16 protein-coding genes are annotated in these 22,960 nt (G+C 69.8%); 10 read left to right on the forward strand and 6 right to left on the reverse strand.

The features are described 5' to 3' along the window. Window positions 1-280: 280 nt before the first annotated feature. Window positions 281-1,072 (reverse strand): SDR family NAD(P)-dependent oxidoreductase, encoded by a 792-nt coding sequence (locus E5N76_RS00095; RefSeq protein WP_149535271.1) that lies wholly within the window; start codon window positions 1,070-1,072, stop codon window positions 281-283. A 111-nt stretch (window positions 1,073-1,183) separates the two neighbouring features. On the opposite strand from E5N76_RS00095, the gene E5N76_RS00100 reads away from it, so the two are divergent. After that, a complete protein-coding gene (locus E5N76_RS00100; RefSeq protein WP_149535272.1) occupies window positions 1,184-1,933 on the forward strand; it encodes a tyrosine-protein phosphatase in 750 nt (249 codons plus the stop codon). 206 nt (window positions 1,934-2,139) lie between these two features. Here the strand turns inward: E5N76_RS00100 and E5N76_RS00105 are convergent, their stop codons facing one another. Next, window positions 2,140-3,126: a TRAP transporter substrate-binding protein gene (locus tag E5N76_RS00105; RefSeq protein WP_149535273.1), complete on the reverse strand. Its 987-nt coding sequence runs from the start codon at window positions 3,124-3,126 to the stop codon at window positions 2,140-2,142. Window positions 3,127-3,227: 101 nt separating this feature from the next. Between E5N76_RS00105 and E5N76_RS00110 the strand changes: the two genes are divergently transcribed. The 5 genes from E5N76_RS00110 to E5N76_RS00130 are packed head-to-tail and all read left to right on the forward strand — an operon-like array spanning window position 3,228 to window position 8,547. Next, on the forward strand, window positions 3,228-3,995 hold the full coding sequence (locus tag E5N76_RS00110; protein WP_149535274.1) for an SDR family NAD(P)-dependent oxidoreductase: 768 nt from the start codon (window positions 3,228-3,230) through the stop codon (window positions 3,993-3,995). A gap of 16 nt (window positions 3,996-4,011) precedes the next feature. Beyond that, the gene (hisD, locus tag E5N76_RS00115; protein ID WP_149535275.1) at window positions 4,012-5,325 is read left to right on the forward strand and encodes a histidinol dehydrogenase; all 1,314 of its coding nucleotides are present in this window, start codon (window positions 4,012-4,014) and stop codon (window positions 5,323-5,325) included. Continuing rightward, window positions 5,326-6,558 carry an amidohydrolase family protein gene (locus E5N76_RS00120; RefSeq protein WP_187829877.1) on the forward strand — a complete coding sequence of 411 codons (1,233 nt, stop codon included), beginning with the start codon at window positions 5,326-5,328 and terminating at the stop codon, window positions 6,556-6,558. Between the two features lie 13 nt (window positions 6,559-6,571). Further along, a complete protein-coding gene (locus tag E5N76_RS00125; RefSeq protein ID WP_149535276.1) occupies window positions 6,572-7,447 on the forward strand; it encodes an isocitrate lyase/PEP mutase family protein in 876 nt (291 codons plus the stop codon). Beyond that, a complete protein-coding gene (locus tag E5N76_RS00130; protein ID WP_149535277.1) occupies window positions 7,447-8,547 on the forward strand; it encodes an alpha-hydroxy acid oxidase in 1,101 nt (366 codons plus the stop codon). Before E5N76_RS00125 ends, E5N76_RS00130 begins: the two co-directional genes overlap by 1 nt. A 3-nt stretch (window positions 8,548-8,550) precedes the next feature. Here E5N76_RS00130 and E5N76_RS00135 read toward each other — a convergent pair whose 3' ends face one another. After that, entirely contained in the window at window positions 8,551-10,182 is a 1,632-nt protein-coding gene (locus E5N76_RS00135; protein WP_207791819.1) for a gamma-glutamyltransferase family protein, read from the reverse strand. A 70-nt stretch (window positions 10,183-10,252) separates the two neighbouring features. Between E5N76_RS00135 and E5N76_RS00140 the strand changes: the two genes are divergently transcribed. Genes E5N76_RS00140 through pepN form a run of 3 tightly spaced genes read left to right on the forward strand, consistent with a single transcriptional unit; the run spans window position 10,253 to window position 16,624 of the window. Next, window positions 10,253-11,752: a M81 family metallopeptidase gene (locus E5N76_RS00140; RefSeq protein WP_149535278.1), complete on the forward strand. Its 1,500-nt coding sequence runs from the start codon at window positions 10,253-10,255 to the stop codon at window positions 11,750-11,752. A gap of 55 nt (window positions 11,753-11,807) precedes the next feature. Next, window positions 11,808-13,988 carry a N,N-dimethylformamidase beta subunit family domain-containing protein gene (locus E5N76_RS00145; protein WP_207791820.1) on the forward strand — a complete coding sequence of 727 codons (2,181 nt, stop codon included), beginning with the start codon at window positions 11,808-11,810 and terminating at the stop codon, window positions 13,986-13,988. 5 nt (window positions 13,989-13,993) lie between these two features. Beyond that, complete coding sequence (gene pepN, locus E5N76_RS00150) at window positions 13,994-16,624, forward strand: aminopeptidase N (protein ID WP_235907518.1); 2,631 nt, start codon at window positions 13,994-13,996, stop codon at window positions 16,622-16,624. 238 nt (window positions 16,625-16,862) lie between these two features. Here the strand turns inward: pepN and E5N76_RS00155 are convergent, their stop codons facing one another. Beyond that, window positions 16,863-18,755: a SurA N-terminal domain-containing protein gene (locus E5N76_RS00155; protein ID WP_149535280.1), complete on the reverse strand. Its 1,893-nt coding sequence runs from the start codon at window positions 18,753-18,755 to the stop codon at window positions 16,863-16,865. Between the two features lie 122 nt (window positions 18,756-18,877). Between E5N76_RS00155 and tpiA the strand changes: the two genes are divergently transcribed. Then, window positions 18,878-19,621: a triose-phosphate isomerase gene (tpiA, locus tag E5N76_RS00160; RefSeq protein WP_187829935.1), complete on the forward strand. Its 744-nt coding sequence runs from the start codon at window positions 18,878-18,880 to the stop codon at window positions 19,619-19,621. A 21-nt stretch (window positions 19,622-19,642) separates the two neighbouring features. On the opposite strand, the gene E5N76_RS00165 is transcribed toward tpiA, so the two are convergent. Together E5N76_RS00165 and E5N76_RS00170 are read right to left on the reverse strand one after the other, a co-directional pair. After that, window positions 19,643-21,790, reverse strand: a complete 2,148-nt coding sequence (locus E5N76_RS00165; RefSeq protein WP_149535282.1) for a TonB-dependent siderophore receptor — start codon at window positions 21,788-21,790, stop codon at window positions 19,643-19,645. Between the two features lie 165 nt (window positions 21,791-21,955). Next, the gene (locus E5N76_RS00170; protein WP_149535283.1) at window positions 21,956-22,918 is read right to left on the reverse strand and encodes a dihydrodipicolinate synthase family protein; all 963 of its coding nucleotides are present in this window, start codon (window positions 22,916-22,918) and stop codon (window positions 21,956-21,958) included. Window positions 22,919-22,960: the final 42 nt, after the last annotated feature.

Consider the following 22,960-nt stretch of genomic DNA (forward strand, 5'->3'; position numbering starts at 1 on the left):
GGAGCCGCAGGTTGCGGTAAACTTTTATTGCTGCGGTGCAAACCGCTCGTGTAGAATGCAAATCGCCAGGGGGGAGACCGGCTGGCGGGCGCCGTTCCTGCTGCCCTTGCCGGCCGATGAGCGCAAATAAACGGCGAATAGGCGCTGCGGCGAATACGTAATAGCCGCAGGTGGTTATGCTTGTCCAGTGGCCTGGACGGGGCGGGCGATTTGCCGAATCCGGGCCGCGAGCGGCCCGGGACAGGGCGGGAGGGGCGGAAAGGGGGGGCGGGCCGGGCGGCTATTCCTCGGCGATGGCGGGCTGGCCGGCCAGCACCCCGCCATCGATGACCATGCTCTGCCCGGTCATGAAGCTGCCGGCCGGGCTGGCCAGGAAGACCGCGGCACCGGCGATCTCGTCCGGCTCGCCGATCCGCTTCAGCGGGGTGTCCCGGGTCCGCTTCTTGTAATTGACCGGGTCCTCCCACAAAGCGCGGGCGAAATCGGTCCGGATCAGCCCGGGGGCGATGCAGTTCACCCTTATGTTCTTCGGCCCCCATTCGCAGGCCAGGTTGCGGGCGAGCTGGAGATCCGCCGCCTTGGTGATGGCATAGGCGCCGAGATTGACCGAGCCCTTGAAGCCGCCGATCGAGCTGACGATGATGATGGCGCCGCCGCCCCGTGCCTCCATGGACGGGATGCACATATGGCTCAGCCACATGTTCGACTTCACGTTGGTGGCCATCATCTTGTCGAAGATCTCGTCCGGGATCCCCATGGCCGGGCCGAAATGCGGGTTGATGGCGGCGTTGCAGACCAGGATGTCCACCCCGCCCCATTGGGCGATGGCGGCATCCGCCAGGGCCTGGAGTTCCGGCTTGCGGCCGATATTGCAGGCGACGGCGATGGCCTCGCCCCCCTTCGCCGCGATGGCATCCACCACCACCTGGCAGGCATCCAGCTTGCGGGAGGAGACGACGACCTTGGCGCCATGCTCCGCCAGGCGCTCGGCGATGGCGCGGCCGATGCCGCGGCTGCCGCCGGTGACGATGGCGACCTTCCCGCTGAGGTCGAAGAGGGGGGAGGGGGGCATGGCGGTCTCCTCTGGATTGTCTCTGGTGCGGCGGGGCCGATGCGGTGATCCTCTCCGCCCGCCCTTGCCGCCGTCAAGGCGAGGCCGGGATTCCGGAACGAGGATCGCCGCGTGACCATCGAGCTGCCGCATGCCGTTGCCCTGGAGGGCGCTTCCAACCTGCGCGACATGGGCGGGTGGCAGATGGCCGATGGCAGGCGGCTGCGGCGGGGCGTGCTGTACCGCTCCGCCACCCTGGCGAATCTGACGCCCAAGGATGTGGCGGCGGTGGCGGCGCTCCGGCTGCGGACGGTGGTGGATCTGCGCGGCGTGGCGGAGGCGGAGCGTCACCCCTCCCGCCTGCCGGAGGGGGCGGAGCGGGTGGCGCTGCCGATCGAGCCGACGGTGGGCGCCTCCCTGCGCGACCTGATGCGGCGGGAGCAATCGACCGGCGAGGATGTGGTGGCGCTGCTGCGCCAGGCCTATCTGGATTACGGCACGCGCTTCATCGCCGCCTATCGCGGCTTGTTCGAGCTGCTGCTGGAACCGGGGCGGCACGCGCTGCTGTTCCATTGCTCGGCGGGGAAGGACCGCACCGGGCTGGGGGCGGCGCTGGTGCTGACGGCGCTGGGGGCGACGCGGCAGACCGTGCTGGAAGATTACGCGGCGACGGATAGGCTGTGGCGGCGCGACTACGCCCTGCCGCCCGAGACGCCGAAGCCGCTCGGCGATGCGCTCTATGCCACCCATCCGGCGTTGCTGGAGGCGGCGCTGGAGGCAGCCATTGCGGCGCATGGCGGCAGCCTGCCGGTGTTCCTGGAGCAGGGGCTGGGGCTGGATGCGCCGCGGCTGGCGCGGCTGCGCGACCTGCTGCTGGAATAGCCCCCCTCGCGGACGCGAAGGCACCCTTGCCCCGGCCCGAGGCGCGTCCGGGCCTTCGCCGTGCGCCGTGCGGACGGCAGGCCTCCGGCGCGATGCGCGGTGCCGCTTCGCGGCATCCTCGACACGAAGCACCCGACGCCGTCGGGCGCGGAAGGCGCGCCCGGCCTTACGGCCAGCGCGCGCGCCGGCAGCGCCGTCAGGCCAGGTCAGCGGGCGAGCAGCGCGCGGTACTGCTCCATCATTTTCTGCCCGTCTTCCCCGGCGCGGCCCAGCCAGTCCTGCACCTGCTTCGCCCCCACCTCGCGGAGCTGGGTCATTAGGGCGGGGCTGGGCTCGGCCACCTGCATGCCCTGCTCGCGCAGCCGCGCCGCGGTGGCGCGCTCCGCCTCCTTGGCCAATTCCAGCCCGCGTTCCGCCGCCCGCGCCGCGGCTTCCCGCACCGCCTCCCGCATCGGCGCGTCCAGCGCCGCCATCGCCCTGGCATTGGCCAGCACGGCATTGCGCGCCCGCATGCCGCCGACATCGGTATAGACCCGGGCATAATCCCAGGCGGAGGTATCCACCCCGGTCTGCGCCGAGGTGAACATCACCGTGACGACATTGGTGGCGAAGGCCTGGGCCAGCTCCGCCGATTGCACCGTGACCGGCACCGCCCCCATCAGCTCCGCCATGCGGATGGTGATGGCGTTGTAGGCGCGGAAGCGGGCGCCGCGGAGCTGCTCGAGATTGGTGACGGGCTCCCGCGTGTAGAAGCCCTGGCTGGCCCAATTCGCCATGTAGAGCAGCTCCACCCCCTGGCGCTGCAGCCGCGCCCGGATGAAGGGCGCGGAAGCCTGCATCAGCGCCGCCGAGGCCGCCCAGGTCTCGGCCAGGAAGGGGACGCCATCCACCTCGAAGAACGGGTCTTCATTGCCGAAGACGGAGAGCAGGATCTCCCCCAATTGGATCTGCCCGGTCTGCACCGCCCGCTTGATCTGCGGCATGGGCAGCAGGCTGGCATTGCTGTGGAGCTGGATCTGCAGCTTGCCCTGGGTGGCAGCCTCCACCTCCTGCACGAATTGCCGGAGGTTGCGAGTGTGGAAATTGGCCTCCGGATATGCGCTGGCCATCACCCAGCGGGTCTGGGCCGCGGCGGGCTGGGCCAGGGCAAGGCAGGCGGCGGCAAGCAGCGCGCCGGCAAAACGGCGGAGCATGGGCGTTTCTCCCGGGGGGTGTCGTTGCGCCCCAGTCTTGGCGAGACGCGACGATCCCGCAAGGGCTGGACCGCGCCGCGCAGCAGCGTAGTCTGCGCGGCATGACCGCCCTGCCCGAGACCCCGAGCTTCCGCCTGGACGGCCGCCGTGCCCTGGTGACTGGCGCCGGTCGCGGCATTGGCCTGGCCGCCGCCGCGGCGCTGGCCGGGGCCGGCGCCCGCGTGACGCTGGCCGCCCGCAGCACGACGGAGATCGAGGCCGCGGCCGCGGCGATCCGCGCGGCGGGCGGGGAAGCCGATACCTTGGTGCTGGACGTGGCGGATGTGCCGGCGGTGCAGGCCGCCATCGCCGCTCGCCCAGCCTACCACGCCTTCGTCAACAATGCCGGCACCAACCGCCCCGCGCTGTTCCAGGATGTAACGCAAGAGGATTTCGACGCGGTGATGGGGCTCAACCTGCGCGGCTGCTTTTTCGCCGCCCAGGCCGTGGTGCAGCGGATGATGGCGGAGGGGGTGCGGGGGAGCATCATCAACATCTCCTCCCAGATGGGCCATGTCGGCGGGCCGAATCGCGGCGTCTACTGCGCCAGCAAATGGGCGATGGAGGGCTGGACCAAGGCGATGGCCATCGACCTGGCGCCGCACGGCATCCGCGCCAACACCATCGGCCCGACCTTCATCGAGACGCCACTTACAAAACCGTTCTTCGAGAAGCCGGAATTCAAGGAATGGGTGCTGTCCAAGATCAAGCTGGGGCGGATCGGGCAGGTGCAGGATCTGATGGGAGCGGTGGTGTTCCTCGCCTCCGATGCCTCGGCGCTGATGACCGGCTCCGCCATGCTGGTGGATGGCGGCTGGACCGCGGAATGAGAGAGGAGAGGGCAGGGTGGCACGCTGGCTGAAGACGAGCATCCCCGCCGCCGACAAGGCCGAAGCCGATGCGAAGGTGCGGGCCACGGTCGAAGGGCTGCTGGCCGATATCGCTTCGCGCGGCGATGCGGCGGTGCGCGAGATGTCGGTGAAGTTCGACAAATGGGATCGCGCCGACTACCGGCTGACCGATGCCGAGATCAAGGCCTGCCTGGACCAGCTCACCGGCCAGGATCTGGAGGATATCCGCTTCGCCCAGGCCCAGGTACGGAACTTCGCCGAGAAGCAGAAGGCGGCGCTGCAGGATATCGAGGTGGAGACCCTGCCCGGGGTGGTGCTGGGGCATAAGAACATCCCGGTGAACTCGGTGGGGTGCTATGTGCCTGGCGGCAAGTATCCGCTGCTGGCCTCGGCGCATATGTCGGTGGTGACGGCGAAGGTGGCAGGCGTGCCGCGCATCGTCACCTGCGCCCCGCCCTTCGAGGGCAAGCCGGCGCCGGCCATCGTCGCGGCGCAGCATTTGGCGGGGGCGGATGTCATCTATTGCCTCGGTGGCGTGCAGGCGGTGGGCGCCATGGCGCTGGGCACGCAGAGCATCGCGCCGGTGGACATGCTGGTCGGCCCCGGCAATGCCTTCGTGGCGGAGGCGAAGCGCCAGCTCTATGGCCGCGTCGGCATCGACCTCTTCGCCGGCCCGACCGAAACGCTGGTCATCGCCGATGAGAGTGTGGACGCGGAGATGTGCGCTACCGACCTGCTTGGCCAGGCGGAGCACGGCCCGACCAGCCCCGCCATCCTGCTGACGAACTCGGAAAAGCTGGCGCGCGAGACCATGGCGGAGGTGGAGCGGCTGCTCACCATCCTGCCCACCGCCGGCATCGCCAGGCAGAGCTGGCGCGACTATGGCGAGGTGATCGTCTGCGACAGCCTGGAGGAGATGGTGCAGGAGGCCGACCGCATCGCCTCCGAGCATGTCCAGGTGATGACGCGCGACGACGACTACTTCCTGCAGAACATGACCAATTACGGCGCGCTCTTCCTCGGGCCCCGCACCAATGTCTCCTTCGGCGACAAGGTGATCGGCACCAACCACACGCTGCCGACGCTGAAGGCGGCGCGCTATACGGGCGGGCTCTGGGTCGGGAAATTCCTCAAGACCGTCACCTATCAGCGCGTGCTGACGGATGAAGCGAGCGCCGCGATCGGCGAGGTGTGCTCCCGCCTCTGCATGCTGGAAGGCTTCGCCGGCCATGCCGAGCAGGCCAACATCCGCGTCCGCCGCTATGGCGGCCGCAACATCCCTTACGCCACCGCGGCGGAGAAGCGCTGAATGTCCCTGGATCTGCTGTTCCGCGATGCGCGGCTGCCGGATGGCGCGGCCGCCGATGTCGGCGTGAAGGAAGGCCGCATCGCGACGATCGGCCACCGGCTGGTGGCGGAGGCGGCGCAGGTGGTGGAATGCGGCGGGCGGCTGCTCTCCCCTGGCCTCGTCGAAACCCATATCCATCTCGACAAGACCTGCACCATCGACCGCTGCGAATGCGAGACCAGGCGCTTCCCGCATGGCGCCATGCGGCGGGTCAGCGACATCAAGCACACCTTCACCGTCGAGGACGTGAATGCCCGCGCCCGGCGGACGCTGGAGAAATGCATCAGCCACGGCACCACGCTGATGCGCACCCATGCGGAGGTCGATCCCAAGGTCGGGCTGCGCGGCTTCGAGGGGGTGAAGGCGCTGGTCGAGGCCTACAGATGGGCCATCGACATCGAGATCTGCGTCATGCCGCAGGAAGGCATGCTGAACAATCCGGGGACCGAGGAGCTGATGGTGGCGGCGCTGCGCGACGGCGCCACCGTCATCGGCGCCGCGCCGACCTATGATAGCGACCCGGCCGGGCAGATCCGGCGGGTGTTCGAGCTGGCGCGGGAATTCGATGTCGACATCGACATGCATGTCGATAGCGGCTCCTCCGCCGACCATCTGGACACGAAGCTGGTCTGCGAGCTGACGGAGAAGTATGGCTGGGGCGGCCGCGTCGCCTGCGGCCATCTGACGAAGCTCTCCGTCATGCCCTTGCCGGAGCTGGACGAGATGGCGAGGCGCATGGCCGATGCCGGCGTGGCGCTGACGGTGCTGCCGGCGACCGACCTCTATCTCGGCGGCCGCGACAAGGACCACCGGATCGAGCGCAGCGTGGCCGACGCCAACAGGCTGCACCGGATGGGCGTCACCTGCTCCATCTCCTCGAACAACATCCTGAACGCCTTCACGCCGCTCGGCGATGGGCAGCTTATCCGCCAGGCCAACCTCTATGCCAATGTCGTGCAGCACGCGATGCCGGACGATCTGCGCGACACCTGGGCGATGTTCACGACGAATTCGGCGAAGCTGATGCGCCGCAGCGATTACGGCATCGCGGTGGGCAACCCGGCCGATCTGGTGCTGGTGGATGCGCCGGATACGGTATCCGCGATCCGCGAGGTGGCGCCGGCGCTGGCCGGGTTCAAGCGCGGCCGGCGCAGCTTCACGCGGGCGCCGGTGGTGCTGCACCGGCCGGCCTAGGGGGGACAGCGCCATGAGCAGCATCACCGATCGCCGAATGCGCTTCCGCCAGGTGCTGGCCGGCACGCAATGCATCCATCCCGGCTCGGTCTATGACCCGATGTCGGCCCGCATCGCCGAGGAGCTGGGCTTCGAAATCGGCATGTATGCCGGCTCCACCGCCTCCCTCACCGTGCTCGGCGCGCCGGACCTCATCCTGCTGACGCTGACGGAGTTCGCCGACCAGGCGCGGCGCATCTGCCGCGCGGCGAAGAGCCTGCCGGTGCTGGTGGATGCCGATCACGGCTATGGCAATGCGCTGAACGCCATGCGCACGGTGGAGGAGCTGGAGACCGCCGGCATCGCCGCCATGACCCTGGAGGATACGGTCCTGCCGCGCCCCTTCGGCGACGGCAAGGTGACGCTGATCAGCCTGGAGGAGGGGCTCGGCAAGGTGAAGGCGGCGCTGGCGGCGCGGGACGATCCCAGCTTCTGCATCGTCGCCCGCAGCGGCGTCGTCGCGGTGAACGGCATCGAGGACGCCGTCGCCCGCACCAGGGCCTATACCGAAAGCGGCGCCGATGCGCTGTTCTACACCGGCATCCGCACCCGGGCGGAGCTGGATGCGGTCTCGGCCGTGGCGACGCTGCCCATCATCCTCGGCGGCGTGGATACGCCGGAGCTGAACGACAAGAGCTATCTTGCCGCCCGCGGCGTGCGCATCGCGCTGCAGGGCCACCAGCCCATCCAGGCGGCGCAGCGCGCGGTGTATGAGACGCTGAAGGCGCTGCGGGAGGGCGTGGCGCCGCGCGATCTGCCGCTGGTGCCGAAGGACGATTTGATGGCGCGCGCGACCCGCGATGCCGAGTACAAGCGCTGGACGCGCGATTTCCTGGAGGGACCCAAGTGATGAGCAGCGACGTCGAAAGCCCCTTCCAGACGCTGCATGAATTCGTCAAGGAAGCGAAGTCGCGCCTCAGCCCCGGCAATTGGGACTATCTGGTCGGCGCGACCGAGACCGAGACGACGATGATGCGCAACCGCGCGGCGATCGACGCGCTCGCCTTCCGGCCGCGGGTGCTGCGGGATGTCTCCTCCATCGACCTGTCGGGCCGCTTCCTCGGTCAGAAGATCACGCTGCCGGTGATGCTGGCACCGGTCGGCGGGCTGGAGAATTTCGACCCCGAGGGCGGGGCGCCGGCGGCGCGCGCGGCGGCGGCGTTCGGCGTGCCCATCATGGTCTCCTCCGTCTCCATGCCGGGGCTGGAGCCGATGGCGACGGCGAGCGGCGCCGGGAAGAAGGTCTTCCAGCTTTACGTGCGCGGCGATTCCGCCTGGATCGACGAGATCGCCCGGCGCGCCATCGATGCCGGCTACGACGCCTTCTGCTTCACCGTGGACACCGCCATCTACAGCCGCCGCGAACGCGACATCGCCAAGCGCTTCGTCAAGCCCTGGCGGGTGCGCGCCACCGGCCAGCATTTCCAGGCCGCGCTGAACTGGGACGAGATCAAGCGCTTCAAGGACAGCTTCCCGAACGTGAAGGTGGTGCTGAAGGGCATCGCCACGGCGGAGGATGCGCTGCTCGCCGTCGAGCACGGGGTGGAGGTGGTCTATGTCTCCAACCATGGCGGGCGGCAGCTCGACCATGGACGTGGCTCGCTGGCCGTGCTGCCGGAGGTGGTGAAGGCGGTGGATGGCCGCGCCAAGGTCTGGGTGGATGGCGGCTTCAGCCGCGGCACGGATGTGGTGAAGGCGATCATCCAGGGCGCCGAGCTGGTCGGGCTCGGCCGGCTCTACTGCTACGCGCTGGCGGCGGCGGGGGAGGCGGGCGTGGCCCGCATGCTGGAGCTCCTGGCGACCGAGGTGCATGAGGTGCTGGGGCTGCTCGGCGTGACCAGCTTCGGCCAGCTCGATAGCAGCTACCTGCACCCGGTGGCGCCGGTGGTGCAGCCGCATGTCCACAGCGCCTTCCCGCTGACCAATTTGACGGATCCGGGCTACCGCTGAGCGTCAGATCCCGGCGGCGTAGCCGTCGCGCTGCGGGTCGGCGCCGCCTTCCGGTACGCCGTCCCACAGCGAAATGCCGTGCACGCCGGCGAAGGCATAGCTCTGGTAGCTGCGCTTCGTCGCATAGCCCATGGCGTGCAGCGCCTTCTCCGTCGCGCGCGGGATGCGGTTGGACAGGTCGATGGTCTCGCTGGTGGCGGAGAAACGCGGTGCCATCACCGCCTCCTGCATCCCCATCCCCCAATCCAGCAGGTTCAGCAGCACCTGTGCCACCGCCACGGTGATCCAGGCGCCGCCCGGCGCGCCGAGCGTCGCCACCGGCCGCGCGCCCTCCAGCACGAGGCTCGGCGTCATGGAGGAATAGCGCCGCTTGCCCGGCGCGATGGAGCCGGCGCGGCCCGGCCGCGGGTCCATCCAATTCATCGCCCCGTTCAGCATGAAGCCGGTGCCCGGCGGGATCACGCCGGACGGCACCGCCAGCGTATGGGTCAGCGAGACCACCATCCCATCGGCATCGACGCAGGAGACATGCGTGGTGTTCGGCGGATCGGACATGGCGCGGGAAAGGCTCGCCCGCTCGCCGCGGCGGATGCGCGCGGCGCAGTCATCGGCATAGGCGTCGGAGAGCAGCCGCGCCACCGGCACCTCCTGGAAGGCCGGGTCGCCGACATGCGCCTCCTTGTCGATCCCGGCGATCTTCATCGCCTCCGCCACCACCTGGATATAGGCGGGGGTGTTGTGGCCCAGCGTCACCAGGTCGAAACGCTCCAGGATGCGCAGCATCTCCCCCACCACCACGCCGCCCGCCGGCGGCTCCGGCAGGGCCAGGGTGTAGCCGCGATAGGGCACAAGCAGGGGCGCGCTGATAGCGGGGCGGAAGCCGGCCAGGTCCGCGGCGGTTATGAGGCCGCCCTTCGCCTCCATCGCCTTCACGATCTCCCGCGCGATCCCGCCCGCATAGAATTCCGCCGCGCCGCCGCCCGCGATCCGCGCCAGCGTCGCGCCCAGCGCCGGGTTGCGCACCGCCTCGCCCAGCCGCTTCGGCGTGCCGTCCGGCCGCAGATACAGCGCGCGGCCATCCTCCGTATAGCCGAGCTTCTCCGCATAGCTCAGCCGCCCATAGGGCCGCTCATCCATGGTGAACATGGCATGGACATGCGGCCGGATGATCCAGCCTTCCTCGGCGAAGCCGATGGCCGCGTCGAACAGCTTCGCCCATTCCGTGCGGCCCAGCGCCGCATGCGCATCGGCGAAGACGCGCAGCGCGCCCGGCACCGTCACCGCCAGCGGCCCCAGCTCGTTGGCGTAGTTCCGCACCCGGTAGCCGAAGCCGTCGCTGCACTCGCCGAGGAAATCTGCCGCCCACATCTCCGGCCGCGCCCCGGCCGGGCAGGTGCCGAGGCCGTTCAGCACCTGATGCGTGCCGCTCTTCGGGTCGAAGACCTGCAGGGTGGCGATGCCGCCGATGCCGCACATCATCGGGTCCACCACGCCCTGGGTGAAGGCGCAGGCCAGCGTCGCATCCAGCGCGTTGCCGCCGGCGGCCAACATGGCGGCGCCCGCCTCCACCGCCTCCGGCTGCGGGGCAACGATCATGGCGCGGGGCGGGGGCAGGCGGCGGGCGGGGCGGGGCATGGCGCGTCTCCCTCTTCACGCGCCAGCTTCGCGCCGGCACCATGCCGGAAGCAAGCCTGGAGCCCGCAAGATGCGCATCCTGATCGCCGGTCTTTCGCACGAGACCAACACCTTCTCCCCGGTGCCCACCCCGCGCGAACGCTTCTGCCGCGACGGCAAGACCCTGTTGGAAGGGAAGGCGGCGCTGGAGTTCTTCCGCAACACCGGCACCTGCATCGGCGGCTTCCTGAAGGTGGCGGAAGCGGCGGGGGCCGAGGTGGCGTGCTCCATCGCCGCCCATGCCCCGCCCTCCGGCGCCGTGCAGCGCGCCGCCTATGACGGCTTCTGCGAGCGCATCTGTACCGATGTGGCCAAGGGCGGCTGGAACGCCATCCTGCTGGATCTCCACGGCGCCATGGTGGTGGAAGGGTTCGAGGATGGCGAGGGCGAGCTGCTGCGCCGCCTCCGCGCCGTGGATGCGACGACGCCCGTCGCCATCGCCTATGACATGCACGCCAATATCTATCCGGACATGGTGGAGCGCGCGACGGTGACCGCCGGCTACCACACCTATCCGCATGTCGATCAGGGCGAGACCGCCGCCCGCGCCGCCGCCGTGCTGCTGCGCGCGCTGCAGGGCGAGGTGACGCCCGTCACCGCCTGGGGCCGCGCGCCGATGCTGCCGCATGTCATGGCCCAGGGCACCCATGCCTTCCCGAACAAGGAGCTGCAGGCGATGTGCCGTGGCTGGGAGGAGAGCGGGAAGGCACTCACCGCCAGCCTCTATGTCGGCTTCCCGCATGCCGATATCGAGGGCGCCGGTCTGTCCGCCGTCGTCACCACCGATGGCGACAAGCCGGCGGCCGAGGCGATGGTGCAGGAGCTGCTGGATTTCGCCTGGAAGGCGCGCGAATCCTTCGTCTTCCGCCCCGAACCGCTCACCGACTCGGTGGCTAGGGCGAAGGCCATGGCCGCCCAGGGCGGCGACCTGCCCGTGGTGATGCTGGACCACTACGACAATTGCGCCAGCGGCGGCACCATGGACACCACGGAAGTCCTCGCCGAAATCCTCCGCCAGGGGCTGACCGATGTCGCCTTCTTCGGCATCTGCGATCCCGCCGCCGTCGCCGCCTGCATCAAGGCCGGGCCGGGTGCCGAGATCACCCTCGATATCGGCGGCAAGCTGCCCATGCCCGCGCTGCCGCAAAGCTCGAAGCCGCTGACCGTGACGGGCACGGTGAAGACCATCTCCTCCGGCACCTTCGTCACCAAGGCGGGGCTGTCGCCGGGGCTGAAGGTCTTCATGGGCCCGACCGTGGTGCTCGACACCGGCGCGGTCGAGATCGTGCTGGTGACGCGGCAGATCGAGCCGGTCTCGCCCGACATGTTCCGGATCCTCGGCATCGAGCCGCGCGACAAGAAGGTGCTGGCGATCAAGAGCCGGGTGCACTGGCGCGCCGCGCTCGGCCCGCTGGCGCGGGAGATCGTGGAATGCGCCGGCATCGGGGTCTGCACCTCGGATTACGGCCAGCTCAAATTCGAGAAGGTGCGGCGGCCGATCTACCCGCTCGACCCCGGCACCAACGGATAGCCCGTCACGCCGCAGCATGGCAGGCTGAAACCGGGACGAGGGGAGGGGCAGGGCGATGGTGGTGCCGCTGATCGGCTATCTGGACCGGTTTTCCGCGCGGCCGGGGGAAAGGCTGGAGGTGAAGATCTCCTCCCAGCTCGACGCTCCCTACAAGGCGGAGCTGGTGCGGGTGCGGCATGCGGACCCCAACCCGGCCGGGCCGGGCATGAAGCTGCTGCCCATACCGGCTGCATGGGCGGGAGAGTATCCTTCCGTCGCCAAGCCGGTGCCCTGCGGGTCCCATGGCCGGGCCGCCGGCCGGCTGGCCCTGGGCGAGGCCTTCACCCTGCTGCTGCGGCTCTCGCCCTGGAAGCTGCGCGGGCCGGACCGGCCGCAGGTGGTCTTCGCCCTGGCCGGTGCGGGGCACAGCCTGACGCTCGCCGCCGACGACACCGGCCTTGCCGCCAGCGTGACGGTGGATGGCGCGACGGTGCGCGCTGCCATCGCCACGCCGCTGCTGCATCGCCGCTGGTATGAGGTGACGGTGACGGTGGGCGAAGGCCGCCTCACCCTGCGCCAGGCGCCGCTGCAGCGGACATGGGGCGCCGATGAGGCCGGCTTCAGCGAGACCCCGCTGCCGGTCAGCGACTGGTCCGGCGACTACGCCATCACCATGGGAGCCGCGCCCAATGCCGCCGGGCATTTCAACGGCAGGCTGGAGGATCCGCTGCTGCTGCGCGGCCTGCCGCGCGTGACCCTGGCCGCGCCCGAGGCGCTGCTCGCTTCCGGCCGCGTCGTTGCCTGGTGGGATTTCTCCGAGGGGCAGGAAGGCGAGGCGATCTTCGACCGCGGCCCCGCCGCGCTGCATGGCGGCTTCGTCAACCTGCCGGCGCGCGCGGTGAAGGGCAGCCGCTGGACCGGCGAGGCGCATGCCTGGCGCCAGGCGCCGCGCCACTACGCCGCCGTGCATCTGCATGAGGATGATCTGGAGGATTGCCGCTGGGCCACGGATTTCGTGGTGCCGATCCCGGACGACCTGCCGAGCGGCATCTATGCCGTGCGTCTGACCTGCGGCGACCATTGGGACCTGATCCCTTTCTTCGTGCTGCCGCCCAAGGGGGTGGCGCGCGCGCCCATCGCCTATCTGGCGAACACCTTCACCTGTCAGGTCTATGCGAATTACGCCCGGCCGGAATTTCCCGAAGCGCAATTGGCCCGGCGCGCGGCCTGGGGCGCCTATCCCTGGTGCGGCAATCTCGTGCCCGATTACGGGCTTTCCACCTACAACAGCCATCCGGATGGCAGCGGCATCCATTTCTCCTCCCGCCTGCGGCCGATCATGAACATGCGGCCGGGCTTCCTCGCCGTGCCGGATGACAAGGGCTCCGGCCTTCGCCACCTGCCCGCCGACAGCCACCTGACCGATTGGTTCGAGGAGAAGGGCTTCGCCTTCGACGTCATCACCGATGAGGATCTGGATGACGAAGGGCTGGAGCTGCTCTCGCGCTACAAGGTGGTGGTGACGGGATCGCATCCGGAATACCACACGCCCGGCACGCTGGACGCGCTGCAAGGCTTCGTGAACCAGGGCGGGCGGCTGGCCTATCTCGGCGGCAATGGCTTCTACTGGAAGGTGGCGCGGCGGCCGGACCGGCCGCATCTGTTGGAGATCCGCCGCGCCGAGGGCGGCATCCGCGCCTGGGCGGCGGAGAGCGGCGAATACTACAACCAGCTCGATGGCACGCTGGGCGGGCTGTGGCGGCGCAATGGCAGGCCGCCGCAATTGCTGGCCGGCGTCGGCTTCAGCGGCCAGGGGAAATTCGAGGGCAGCCATTACCGCGCGACGGACTCCGTCACCGATCCCCGCGCCGCCTGGATCTTCGAAGGCACCGGCATCGCGCCCGGCGAGGCCTTTGGCGGCTTCGGGCTCTCCGGCGGCGGCGCGGCGGGGTTCGAGCTGGACCGCGCCGACCCGCTCCTCGGCACCCCGCCGAACGCCATGATCCTGGCGCGCAGCGAGGCGCATCAGGAGCATTTCGTGACGGTACCGGAGGAATTGCTCACCCATGTCACCACCGTCACCGGCGAGTCGCCCGAGGCGCTGATCCGCGCCGAGATCGTCTATTTCGAGACCACGGGCGGCGGCGCGGTCTTTTCCACCGGCTCCATCACCTTCTGCGGGAGCCTCTCGCATGACAACTATGCCAACCCGATATCCCGCATGCTCGAAAACGTGCTGACCCGGTTCCAGGCATGACCCAGATGGCCGAAAGCCCCAAGACCACCCACCGCGCCGATTACGCGCCGCCCGCCTTCCTGGTGGACAGCGTCGATCTCGCCTTCGAGCTGGACCCGAAGGCGACCATCGTGCGCGCGGCGCTGGCGCTGCGCCGCAACCCCGCCGCGCCGGCCGATGCGCCGCTGCGGCTGGATGGCGAGGCGCTGGAGCTGCTGGAGGCGAAGCTGGATGGCGTGGCGCTGCCTGCCTCCCGCTATCTGCTCGGCCAGGACGGGTCCTTCACCCTGCTGAATTCGCCCGCTGCCGGCCGGCTGGAAACCACCGTGCGCATCGCGCCGGAGAAGAACACGCTGCTCTCCGGCCTCTACACCTCCGGCGGCAATTTCTACACGCAATGCGAGGCGGAGGGCTTCCGCCGCATCACCTTCTTCCTCGACCGGCCGGATGTGTTGTCCCGCTACACGGTCACCATCACCGCGGACCGCGACGCCGTGCCGGTGATGCTCTCCAACGGCAACCCGGACGGCTCCGGTGCTGCGGCGGGCAACCGCCATTGGGTGCGCTGGGTCGATCCGCATCCGAAGCCGAGCTATCTCTTCGCCCTGGTCGCCGGCGACCTGGTCAACGTTCATGACCAATTCACCACGAAATCCGGCCGCCTGGTCTCGCTGAACATCTGGGTCCGCCGCGGCGACGAGGATCGCTGCGGCCACGCCATGGACAGCCTCAAGCGCTCCATGACATGGGACGAGGAGGTCTTCGGCCTGGAATACGACCTCGACGTCTTCAACATCGCCGCCGTCTCCGACTTCAACATGGGGGCGATGGAGAATAAGGGCCTCAACGTCTTCAACACCAAATACGTGCTGGCCCAGCCGGAGACGGCGACGGATGGCGACTACCAGGGCATCGAGACCGTCATCGCCCATGAGTATTTCCACAATTGGACGGGCAACCGCGTCACCTGCCGGGACTGGTTCCAGCTCTCGCTGAAGGAGGGGCTGACGGTCTTCCGCGACCAGGAATTCTCCGCCGACCAGGGCAGCCGCGCGGTGAAGCGCATCCGCGACGTGCGCGGGCTGCGGGCGGCGCAATTCCCGGAGGATGCGGGACCGATGGCGCATCCGGTGCGGCCGGAGAGCTATATCGAGATCGACAATTTCTACACCCCGACCGTCTACCAGAAGGGGGCGGAGGTCGTGCGGCTGCTGCACACCCGCCTGGGCGCCGCCGCTTTCCGGCGCGGCATGGATCTCTACATCAGCCGCAACGACAACCAGGCGGTGACGATCGAGGATTTCGTCACCGCGATGCAGGACGCCTCTGGCGTCGATCTCAGCCATCATATGCGCTGGTACGACCAGGCGGGGACGCCGGAGGTGACGGCGGAGGACAGCTACGACGCCGCCACAAGACGCTACACGCTGAAGCTCCGCCAGCACACCCCGCCGACGCCGGGCCAGGCGGAGAAGGCGCCGCTCTCCATCCCCATCGCCATGGGGCTGCTCGGCACCGATGGGGCGGAGCTGCCGACGCGCCTCGCCGGCGAGAATGCGGCGCAGAGCGGCACACGGCTGCTCATGCTCGACGAAGCCGAGCAGAGCTTCACCTTCGAGGATGTGCCGGCGCCGCCCGTGCCCTCCCTGCTGCGCGGCTTCTCCGCGCCGGTGCGGCTGAAGGGCGTGCCGCAGGGCAGGCTGCGCTTCCTCGCGGTGCATGACACGGACCCCTTCGTGCGCTGGGAGAGCGGCCAGCAATACGCCGCCGCCTTCATGCTGGCGCAGGTGGCGCGGGTGCAGCGTGGCGAGGCGCCGGGCTTCGACACGGCCCTGGCCGAGGCGGTGACCAACACCCTGGCCCAGGCCGATGCCGACCCCGCCTTCGCCGCTGAGGCGCTGGTGCTGCCGGGCGAGGGCTTCCTCGCCGACCAGATGGAGGTGGCGGATCCGGTGGCGATCCATGCCGTGCGCCAGGCGATCCGCGCCGAGATCGGCCGCGTCTGCGGTGCGGCGCTGCGCGAGACCTATCAGCGCCTGGCCGGGGCGGGCCCCTACCGCATCGACGGGCGCAGCATCGGCCGCCGCGCGCTGCGCAATGCCTGCCTCGCCTATCTGACCGCTTCCGGCGACACGGCGCTGGCGGCAGCGCAGTACGATTCGGCGAGCAACATGACGGACCAGCTCGCCGCCCTCTCCTTGCTGGCGGATGCCGAGGCGCCGGCGCGGGCGGCGGCGCTCGCCTCCTTCCACGCGAAGTGGCGCGGCGACGACCTGGTGCTGGACAAATGGTTCTCCATCCAGGCCATGTCGTCCCGACCGGACACCCTCGAGGCGGTGCGCGCGCTCTACACCCATCCGGATTTCGACCTGAAGAACCCGAACCGCGCGCGCTCGCTGGTCGGCGCCTTCGCGGCCGGCAACCCGCTGCACTTCCACGATGCGAGCGGGGAAGGCTACCGCTTCCTCGCCGATGCAGTGATCGCGCTGGACCCCATCAACGGCCAGACAGCGGCGCGGCTGATCGGGCCGCTCGGGCTGTGGCGGCGGCAATCCGAGGCGCGCGGCGCGTTGATGCGCAAGGAATTGGAGCGGGTGCTCGCGACGCCCAACCTCAGCAAGGGGACCTTCGAGAAGGCGTCGAAAGCCCTGGCCTAGTGTCCTGAAAACCAAGGCTAGTGGCCCGGGAACGAAGTCCGCAGGACTTTGGCATCGGGACACCAGGTTGAGGAGGGCTCTGCCCTCCTCAAACTCCTCCCGCCAAAGGCCGAAGGGCCTTTGGAAACCATGAGTCTAGAGCATTTTCAAGTCCGGGGGAATCGCCGGACGACTCGGAAAATGCGATCAAACAAAGGGTTGGAGCGGGTTCGCCGAGCGCAGGCGAGGTGAAACCGCTCTAGGGCTGGGCGAGTTGATCCACCAGGCGTGGATTGACACGGATATCGGCCCGCGCCCGTAGCGCGCCCATGAACTGAACCTCCAGGTCGTTGCCGAGAGCCTGACCAGCGTCCTGGCGCACACGGGCCAGCAGGGCAGGGTCGGCATCCGGATCGGCTTGCGTCACCTCCGTCAACTGCGCCACGGCGAAGCCGGTGCGGGTCGGCACCATGGTCGCCTCCTGCGGCTTCAGCTCGAAGATCGGCGCCATCAATTCGGGCGGCACGCCGGCACCCTCGCGCTGATCGCGGCGCAGGGCGCCGACCTCGCGGAAGCCAAGCCCCGCCTCGCGGGCGGCATCGGCCAGGCTCTTGCCTTCCTTCGTCGCCTGCAGCAGGGCGGCGGCGCGGGCCTCCTGGCTGTGGCGCTTCTGGTCCTCCAGCCAGGCGGCGCGGACCTCCGCCGCCACGCTGGCGAAGGGCTTCAGCGCCGGCGCCGCGACATCCTCGATGCTCACCGCGACGAAGCCCGCCTCGGTCTCCGCCAGCCGCGGCGCGGCCCCGCGCTCCGTGGTGAAGATGGCGCGCAGCAGGGGCTCGCGGGAGGCGGGGATGACCGGCAGCGCCACCTCCTTGCCCTCCGCATCATGGCCGGTCGCGTCCAGCACCACCTTGGCGAAGCCGAGATGGAAGCGCTGCGCCACCTCCTCCAGCGTCGCGCCGCCGGCCAGCGCGTCCTCCACCTTGTTGGCGCGCTCGAAGGCGAGGTCGGCGGCCTTCTCCTGCGCCAGCTCCTGGCGCAGCGCATCGCGCACCTCGGCGAGGGTCCGGGTGTGCCCGGCCGCCACCTTCGCGACCTTCAGCACATGCCAGCCGAAGGGGCTCTGCACCGGGGCGGAAACGCCGCCCTCCGGCGTGGAGAAGGCAGCCTCCGCCAGCTCCGGCAAAGGCAGGCCGTCGCGGGTCACCGTACCCAGCTCCACCGCCTGGCCACCGGCCGCCTGGGCCAGCGCCGTCACGGCGGCGAAATCCGCCCCGGCGGCCCAGCTCGCGGCGATCTCCTGCGCCTTGGCCGCCTCCGGCACCACCGCCTGCTCCAGGGTCCGCTGCTCGCTCCCCTCGAATTGCCCGCGCCGCGCCTCATAGGCGGCGGCGATGTCGGCCTCGCTCACCTCCACCTCGCGGGAGAGCAGGTCGGCGGTCAGCACGGCGACCGTCGCGGTGCGCATCTCGGGCGTCGAGAAGCGCTCCGGGTTGTTCTCGTGGAAGCGTTGGAGCTGCGCCTCCTCCGGCGCCGCCGGTTCGGCGCCATCGGCGGTGTTCAGGGTGACGATGGTGACGGCGCGCTGCTCCGCCAGCCAGCGCAGCAGGGGCCTGGCCAGGGCATCCGGCGCGGCGGCGCCGGCGCGCACCGCCTGCGCCACCTGCTGCCGCGCCAGATCGGTCCGCACCAGGGCAAGGAAGCCGGGCTCCGTGAGGTCGTTGCTGCGCAGGAAGCTCTCGAAGACCGGGCGGCTGAAGCGGCCATCCAAGCCGCGGAAGCCGGGGATGCCGAAGATGAAATTCCGCACCGCATCATCCGGCACGGTCAGGTGCAGCCTTTCCGCCTCCCCGCGCAGCACGCGGTCCAGCACCAGCTGGTCCACCGCCTGTTCGGTGACGGCGCGGCGGATGCGCGGATCATTATCGAATTGCGCGCCGAGCTGCCGGGCCAGGCGCTGCATCTCCCGCCGTGCCGCGGCCTGGACCTCCGGGATCTCGATCGGCGTGCCGTTCACCCGCGCCACCGAATCGTCCCGGCCGTAGTTGCGGACCATGTCGCCGACGCCCCAGACCGCGAAGGACGCGATCAAAAGCAGGAAAAGCAGCTTGGCGAACCAGGTGCCGGCCAGGCGGCGAAGGGCAGTGAGCATCGCAATCCGTGGGGGTTTCCGGCCGGCTGCATAGCCCTTCGGGGGCAGGTTGCCAAACCGTCCGGCCCCCGGTAGCGGGGAAGGCGGGAGACAGGCAGGAGGAGGCAACCGTGACCCCAGGCGTGCGCCCGTTGATCGCCGGCAATTGGAAGATGCATGGCACGCTACGCGACTGCGCCGCGCTGGCCGAGGCGGTGCGCCAGGGTGCGGCGGCAACGCCACCGGCGGCGGAGCTGCTGGTCTGCCCGCCCTTTCCCTATCTGCAGCTGGTGGCGGTGGCGCTGCTCGGCCAGGGCATCGCGGTGGGGGGGCAGGATTGCCATGCGGCGCCGAAGGGGGCGCATACCGGCGACGTCTCGGCGCCGATGCTGAAGGATGTGGGGGCCACCCATGTCATCCTCGGCCATTCCGAGCGGCGGGCGAATCACGGCGAGGACGATGCCGCGGTGCTGGCCAAGGCGGAGGCGGCGCTGGCCGCCGGGCTGGTGCCGGTGGTCTGCGTCGGGGAGAGCGAGGCGGAGCGGCTGGCGGGGGATGCCGAGAAGGTGGTGACGGGCCAGCTTGCCGGCAGCCTGCCGGACGGCTTCGCCGCTGCCGGCGGGGTGGTGGCCTATGAGCCGGTCTGGGCCATCGGCACCGGCCGCACCCCGACCGAGGCGGAGATCGCCGCCATCCACGGCGCCATCCGCGCCAGCCTGGTGGCGCGGTTCGGCGAGCAGGGCAGGGCGTTGCGGATCCTCTACGGCGGCTCGGTGAAGCCTTCGAATGCCAAGGCGATCCTGGCGCTGCCGGATGTGGACGGGGCGCTGGTCGGCGGGGCCAGCCTGGTGGCGGCGGATTTCCTGGCGATTGCGGGGGCGTGCTGAACCGGCCGGCCGCCTGGCCGGTCACCACCGATAGGCCAGGCTGCCGATCACCGTGCGCCCCGCGCCGTAATAGCAATAGAAGGCGCCCTGGCAGGAAGCCACATAGTCCTTGTCGAAGAGATTCGAGGCGTTGATCCGCGCCCGCCAGGGGCCGATGGCGTAGCTGATCGAGGCATCGAACAGCGTCACCGCCGGCGAGCGGAACTGGTTGGCGTTGTCGCCGTAAAGCGCGCTCATGAAGCGCAGCCCGGCGCCGAATTCCAGCCCGCTCAGCGGCCCCTCGGGGAAGCGGTAATCCATCCAGAGATTGGCCATGTGCTCCGGCACCAGGGCCGGGCGGTTGCCCGCCGTGCCGTCATTCGCCTTGGTGATGCGGCCATCCAGCCAGGTGTAGGAGGCGATGAGGCGCAGCCTCTCCGTCAGGCTCGCCAGCGCCTCCAATTCGAGGCCCCGCACATTCACCTCGCCGGTCTGCACCTGGAAGCTGGTGAAGACCGGGTCGCGGGTGGAGACGTTGCTCTGGGTCAGGTCGAAATAGGCGGCGGAGATCAGGCTCTCGCGGCCCGGCGGCTGGTAGCGGATGCCGATCTCCCATTGCTCGCCCTCGGTCGGGCGGAAGCTGCCACCGCCGCGCTGCGGCGCCGCCGCGCCCACCACCGGATCGAAGGAGGTGGAGTAGGAGAAATAGGGCGCGACACCGGCCTCGAAGAGGTACATCAGCGCCGCCCGGCCGGTGAAGGCGCCGTCATTGCTGCTGCTGCGGCTGCCATTGAGCTGGCTGGTCTGGGTGCTCTGGGCGAAATCCTGCCGGCCGCCGAGGGTCAGCAGCCAATTGCCGAAGCGAAGCTGGTCCTGGGCGTAGACGCCGAATTGCAGCAGCCGGTCGTCGCGGTTGACGGAGATCACCGGGGCGATGCGCGGATCCGGAATGGCGCTGCCATAATTGGGGTTGAACAGGTTCAGCGTGCCGCCGGCCCCGAAATAGCTTTGGTAATTGCCCCAGTACTGCCGGTAATCGGCACCCAGCAGCAGCGTATGCGCCACCGGGCCGGTGGCGAAGCGCGCCGTTCCCGTCGTATCGAGATTGACCGTGTCGGAGCTTTCCCGCTGCACCAGGCTGCCGCGGGTCAGGGTGCTCTGGTCGGCCGAGAGGGCCGAGCCGTACATGTTCTGGAAGTCGACGCGGTTGTTCAGCCAGCGCGCATTCTGCTGGATGCTGAACACCTCGTTGAAATCATGCCGGAAATCCCAGCCGACGCTCCAGACCGAGACGTCCGAATCGCGGAAATCGGGCTCCCCGACGAAGCGGTTGCGGGGGATGCGGCCATTGCGGTTGGCCAGCAGCGTGCCCTGGGCGGGCAGGCCGATGGGCGAGACGGTCCGGTCGTACTGGAAGCGGCCGAGCAGGGTGAGGGAGGTCGCGGCATCCGGCCGCCAGGTGACGGCCGGGGCGAAATAATAGCGGTCGTCATCGGCGTAATCGATCTGCGAGCCGCTGTCCCGCACCACGCCGGTCATCCGGTAGAGGAAGCGCCCATCCTGCGTCGCCGGGCCGCCGACATCGAAATCAGCCTCATAGCGGTCGAAGCTGCCGGCGGAGAGGCGCACCTCGCCGAAGGGCGTCTCGGTCGGGCGCTTGCTGACCAGGTTGACCAGCCCGCCCGGCACGGTCTGGCCATAGAGCACGGAGGCTGGGCCGCGCAGCACCTCGATCCGCTCCATGCCGTATTGCTCGAGGGAGCTGGGGCCGAATTGCCGCAGCAGGCGGAGCCCGTCGAGATACTGGCTCGACCGCGCGTCGAAGCCGCGGATGCGGGCGCTATCGAAGCGCGAATCGAAGCCCGAGAGGCCGATGGTGACGCCGGGCACGTAGCGCAGCGCTTCCTCCACGCTGCGGACCGCCTGGGTGTCGATGCGGTCCCGGGTGATGACGGTGAGGGATTGCGGCGTTTCGATCAGGGGCGTGTCGGTCTTGGTGCCGCTGGCGGCGACAGGGGCGACATAGCCCTGGACCGGGCTGGTGCCGGTGGGACGGCCGCCTTCCACCTCGATCTGCGGCAGGGCGACGGCGCCGCCGGCTTCCGGTGCGGTCCCCTGGCCGAAGGCCGGGGCAGTCGAGGCCAGGATCAGGCCGATCGCCGCATAACCCGCTGCCTGCCGTGCTGCCATGCGTCGTCCCTCGAGCCTGCGTGACGGGCGGCAGCCATACATGCAATTGCGTCTCGTTCGCAACTCATTGCGTCACGCCGGTGCGGGCTGGCGGCACTGCCGCCAACGGGCGGAGCCCCTGGCGGGGGTGCGGGCGGCGCCCCCGTCCTTCCCCAGCCTTATTGCCTATTCCGCCGCCAGAAGCGGCGCGTCCAGCAGCCCGGCTTCCGTCAGCGCCGCGCCGATCCGGCGGATTTCCGCCTCCGTCAGCTTCTTCAGCGGCGGCCGCACCACGGCACGGGGCAGTTTGCCCAGCAGCGCCAGCGCTTCCTTCATGCGGTTGTGCATGTCGAAGAAGGGTTCGGCGTAGAAGGCCTCGGCGGTCGGACGGATGCGGGCGTCCAGCGCCTGGGCCGCGCGTATATCGTCCGCCTGCACTGCGGCGAAGAGCCGCGCCTGCAAATCGGCGATCACCGAGCCGGAGCCGGAGAGCAGCCCCGCCGCCCCGGTGACGAGAGAGGCGAAGAGCCAGGCGCTATGCGTGCTCAGCACGTTCACCGGACGGCTGAGCCCCTGCAGCACGCGGATATGCCGCGCCGCCAGGGCGGGATCGTTGCACCAATCCTTGATGGCGCGGAAGTGCGGGATTTCCTCCGCCAGCGCCACCAGCGTGTCCAGCGGATAGGTCAGCCCGGTCACGCCGGGATACTGGAAGACGATCAGCGGCAGGCTGGTCGCCGCGGCGATATGCCGCACATGGTCGGCCAGGCAGTCGGGCCGCGCCGCATTGCCGCGCGCCAGCACGCCGGGCGGGAAGACCAGCAGGGCGGAGGCGCCGCCCGCCTCGGCCGCCTTGGCCAGCCGCACCGCCTGGATGGTGCCGTCGGCATAGACGCCGTTCACCACCGGCAGCCGGTCGCCGATCTCCTGCAAGGTGAGATCCAGCACCCGCTCCTGCTCCTCCGGGTCGCAGGAGGCGACCTCGGAGGCATGGGCGTTGGTGGTGATGGCGGTGATGCCGGCCGTGGCGCCGACATCCCGCAGATGCGCGCGGTAATTCGCCGCGTCGATGGAAAGGTCGTCCTGGAAGGGCAGCAGCACGGCGGGGATGACGCCGTGCGGGACATAGCCAGGGAAGCGGGCAGCCATGACGTCCTCCTCTCTTTTTTCCCCACGAAGCCGCTGCGCGGC

Source organism: Siccirubricoccus phaeus (genome assembly GCF_008360935.1).
GTDB lineage: Bacteria > Pseudomonadota > Alphaproteobacteria > Acetobacterales > Acetobacteraceae > Siccirubricoccus > Siccirubricoccus phaeus.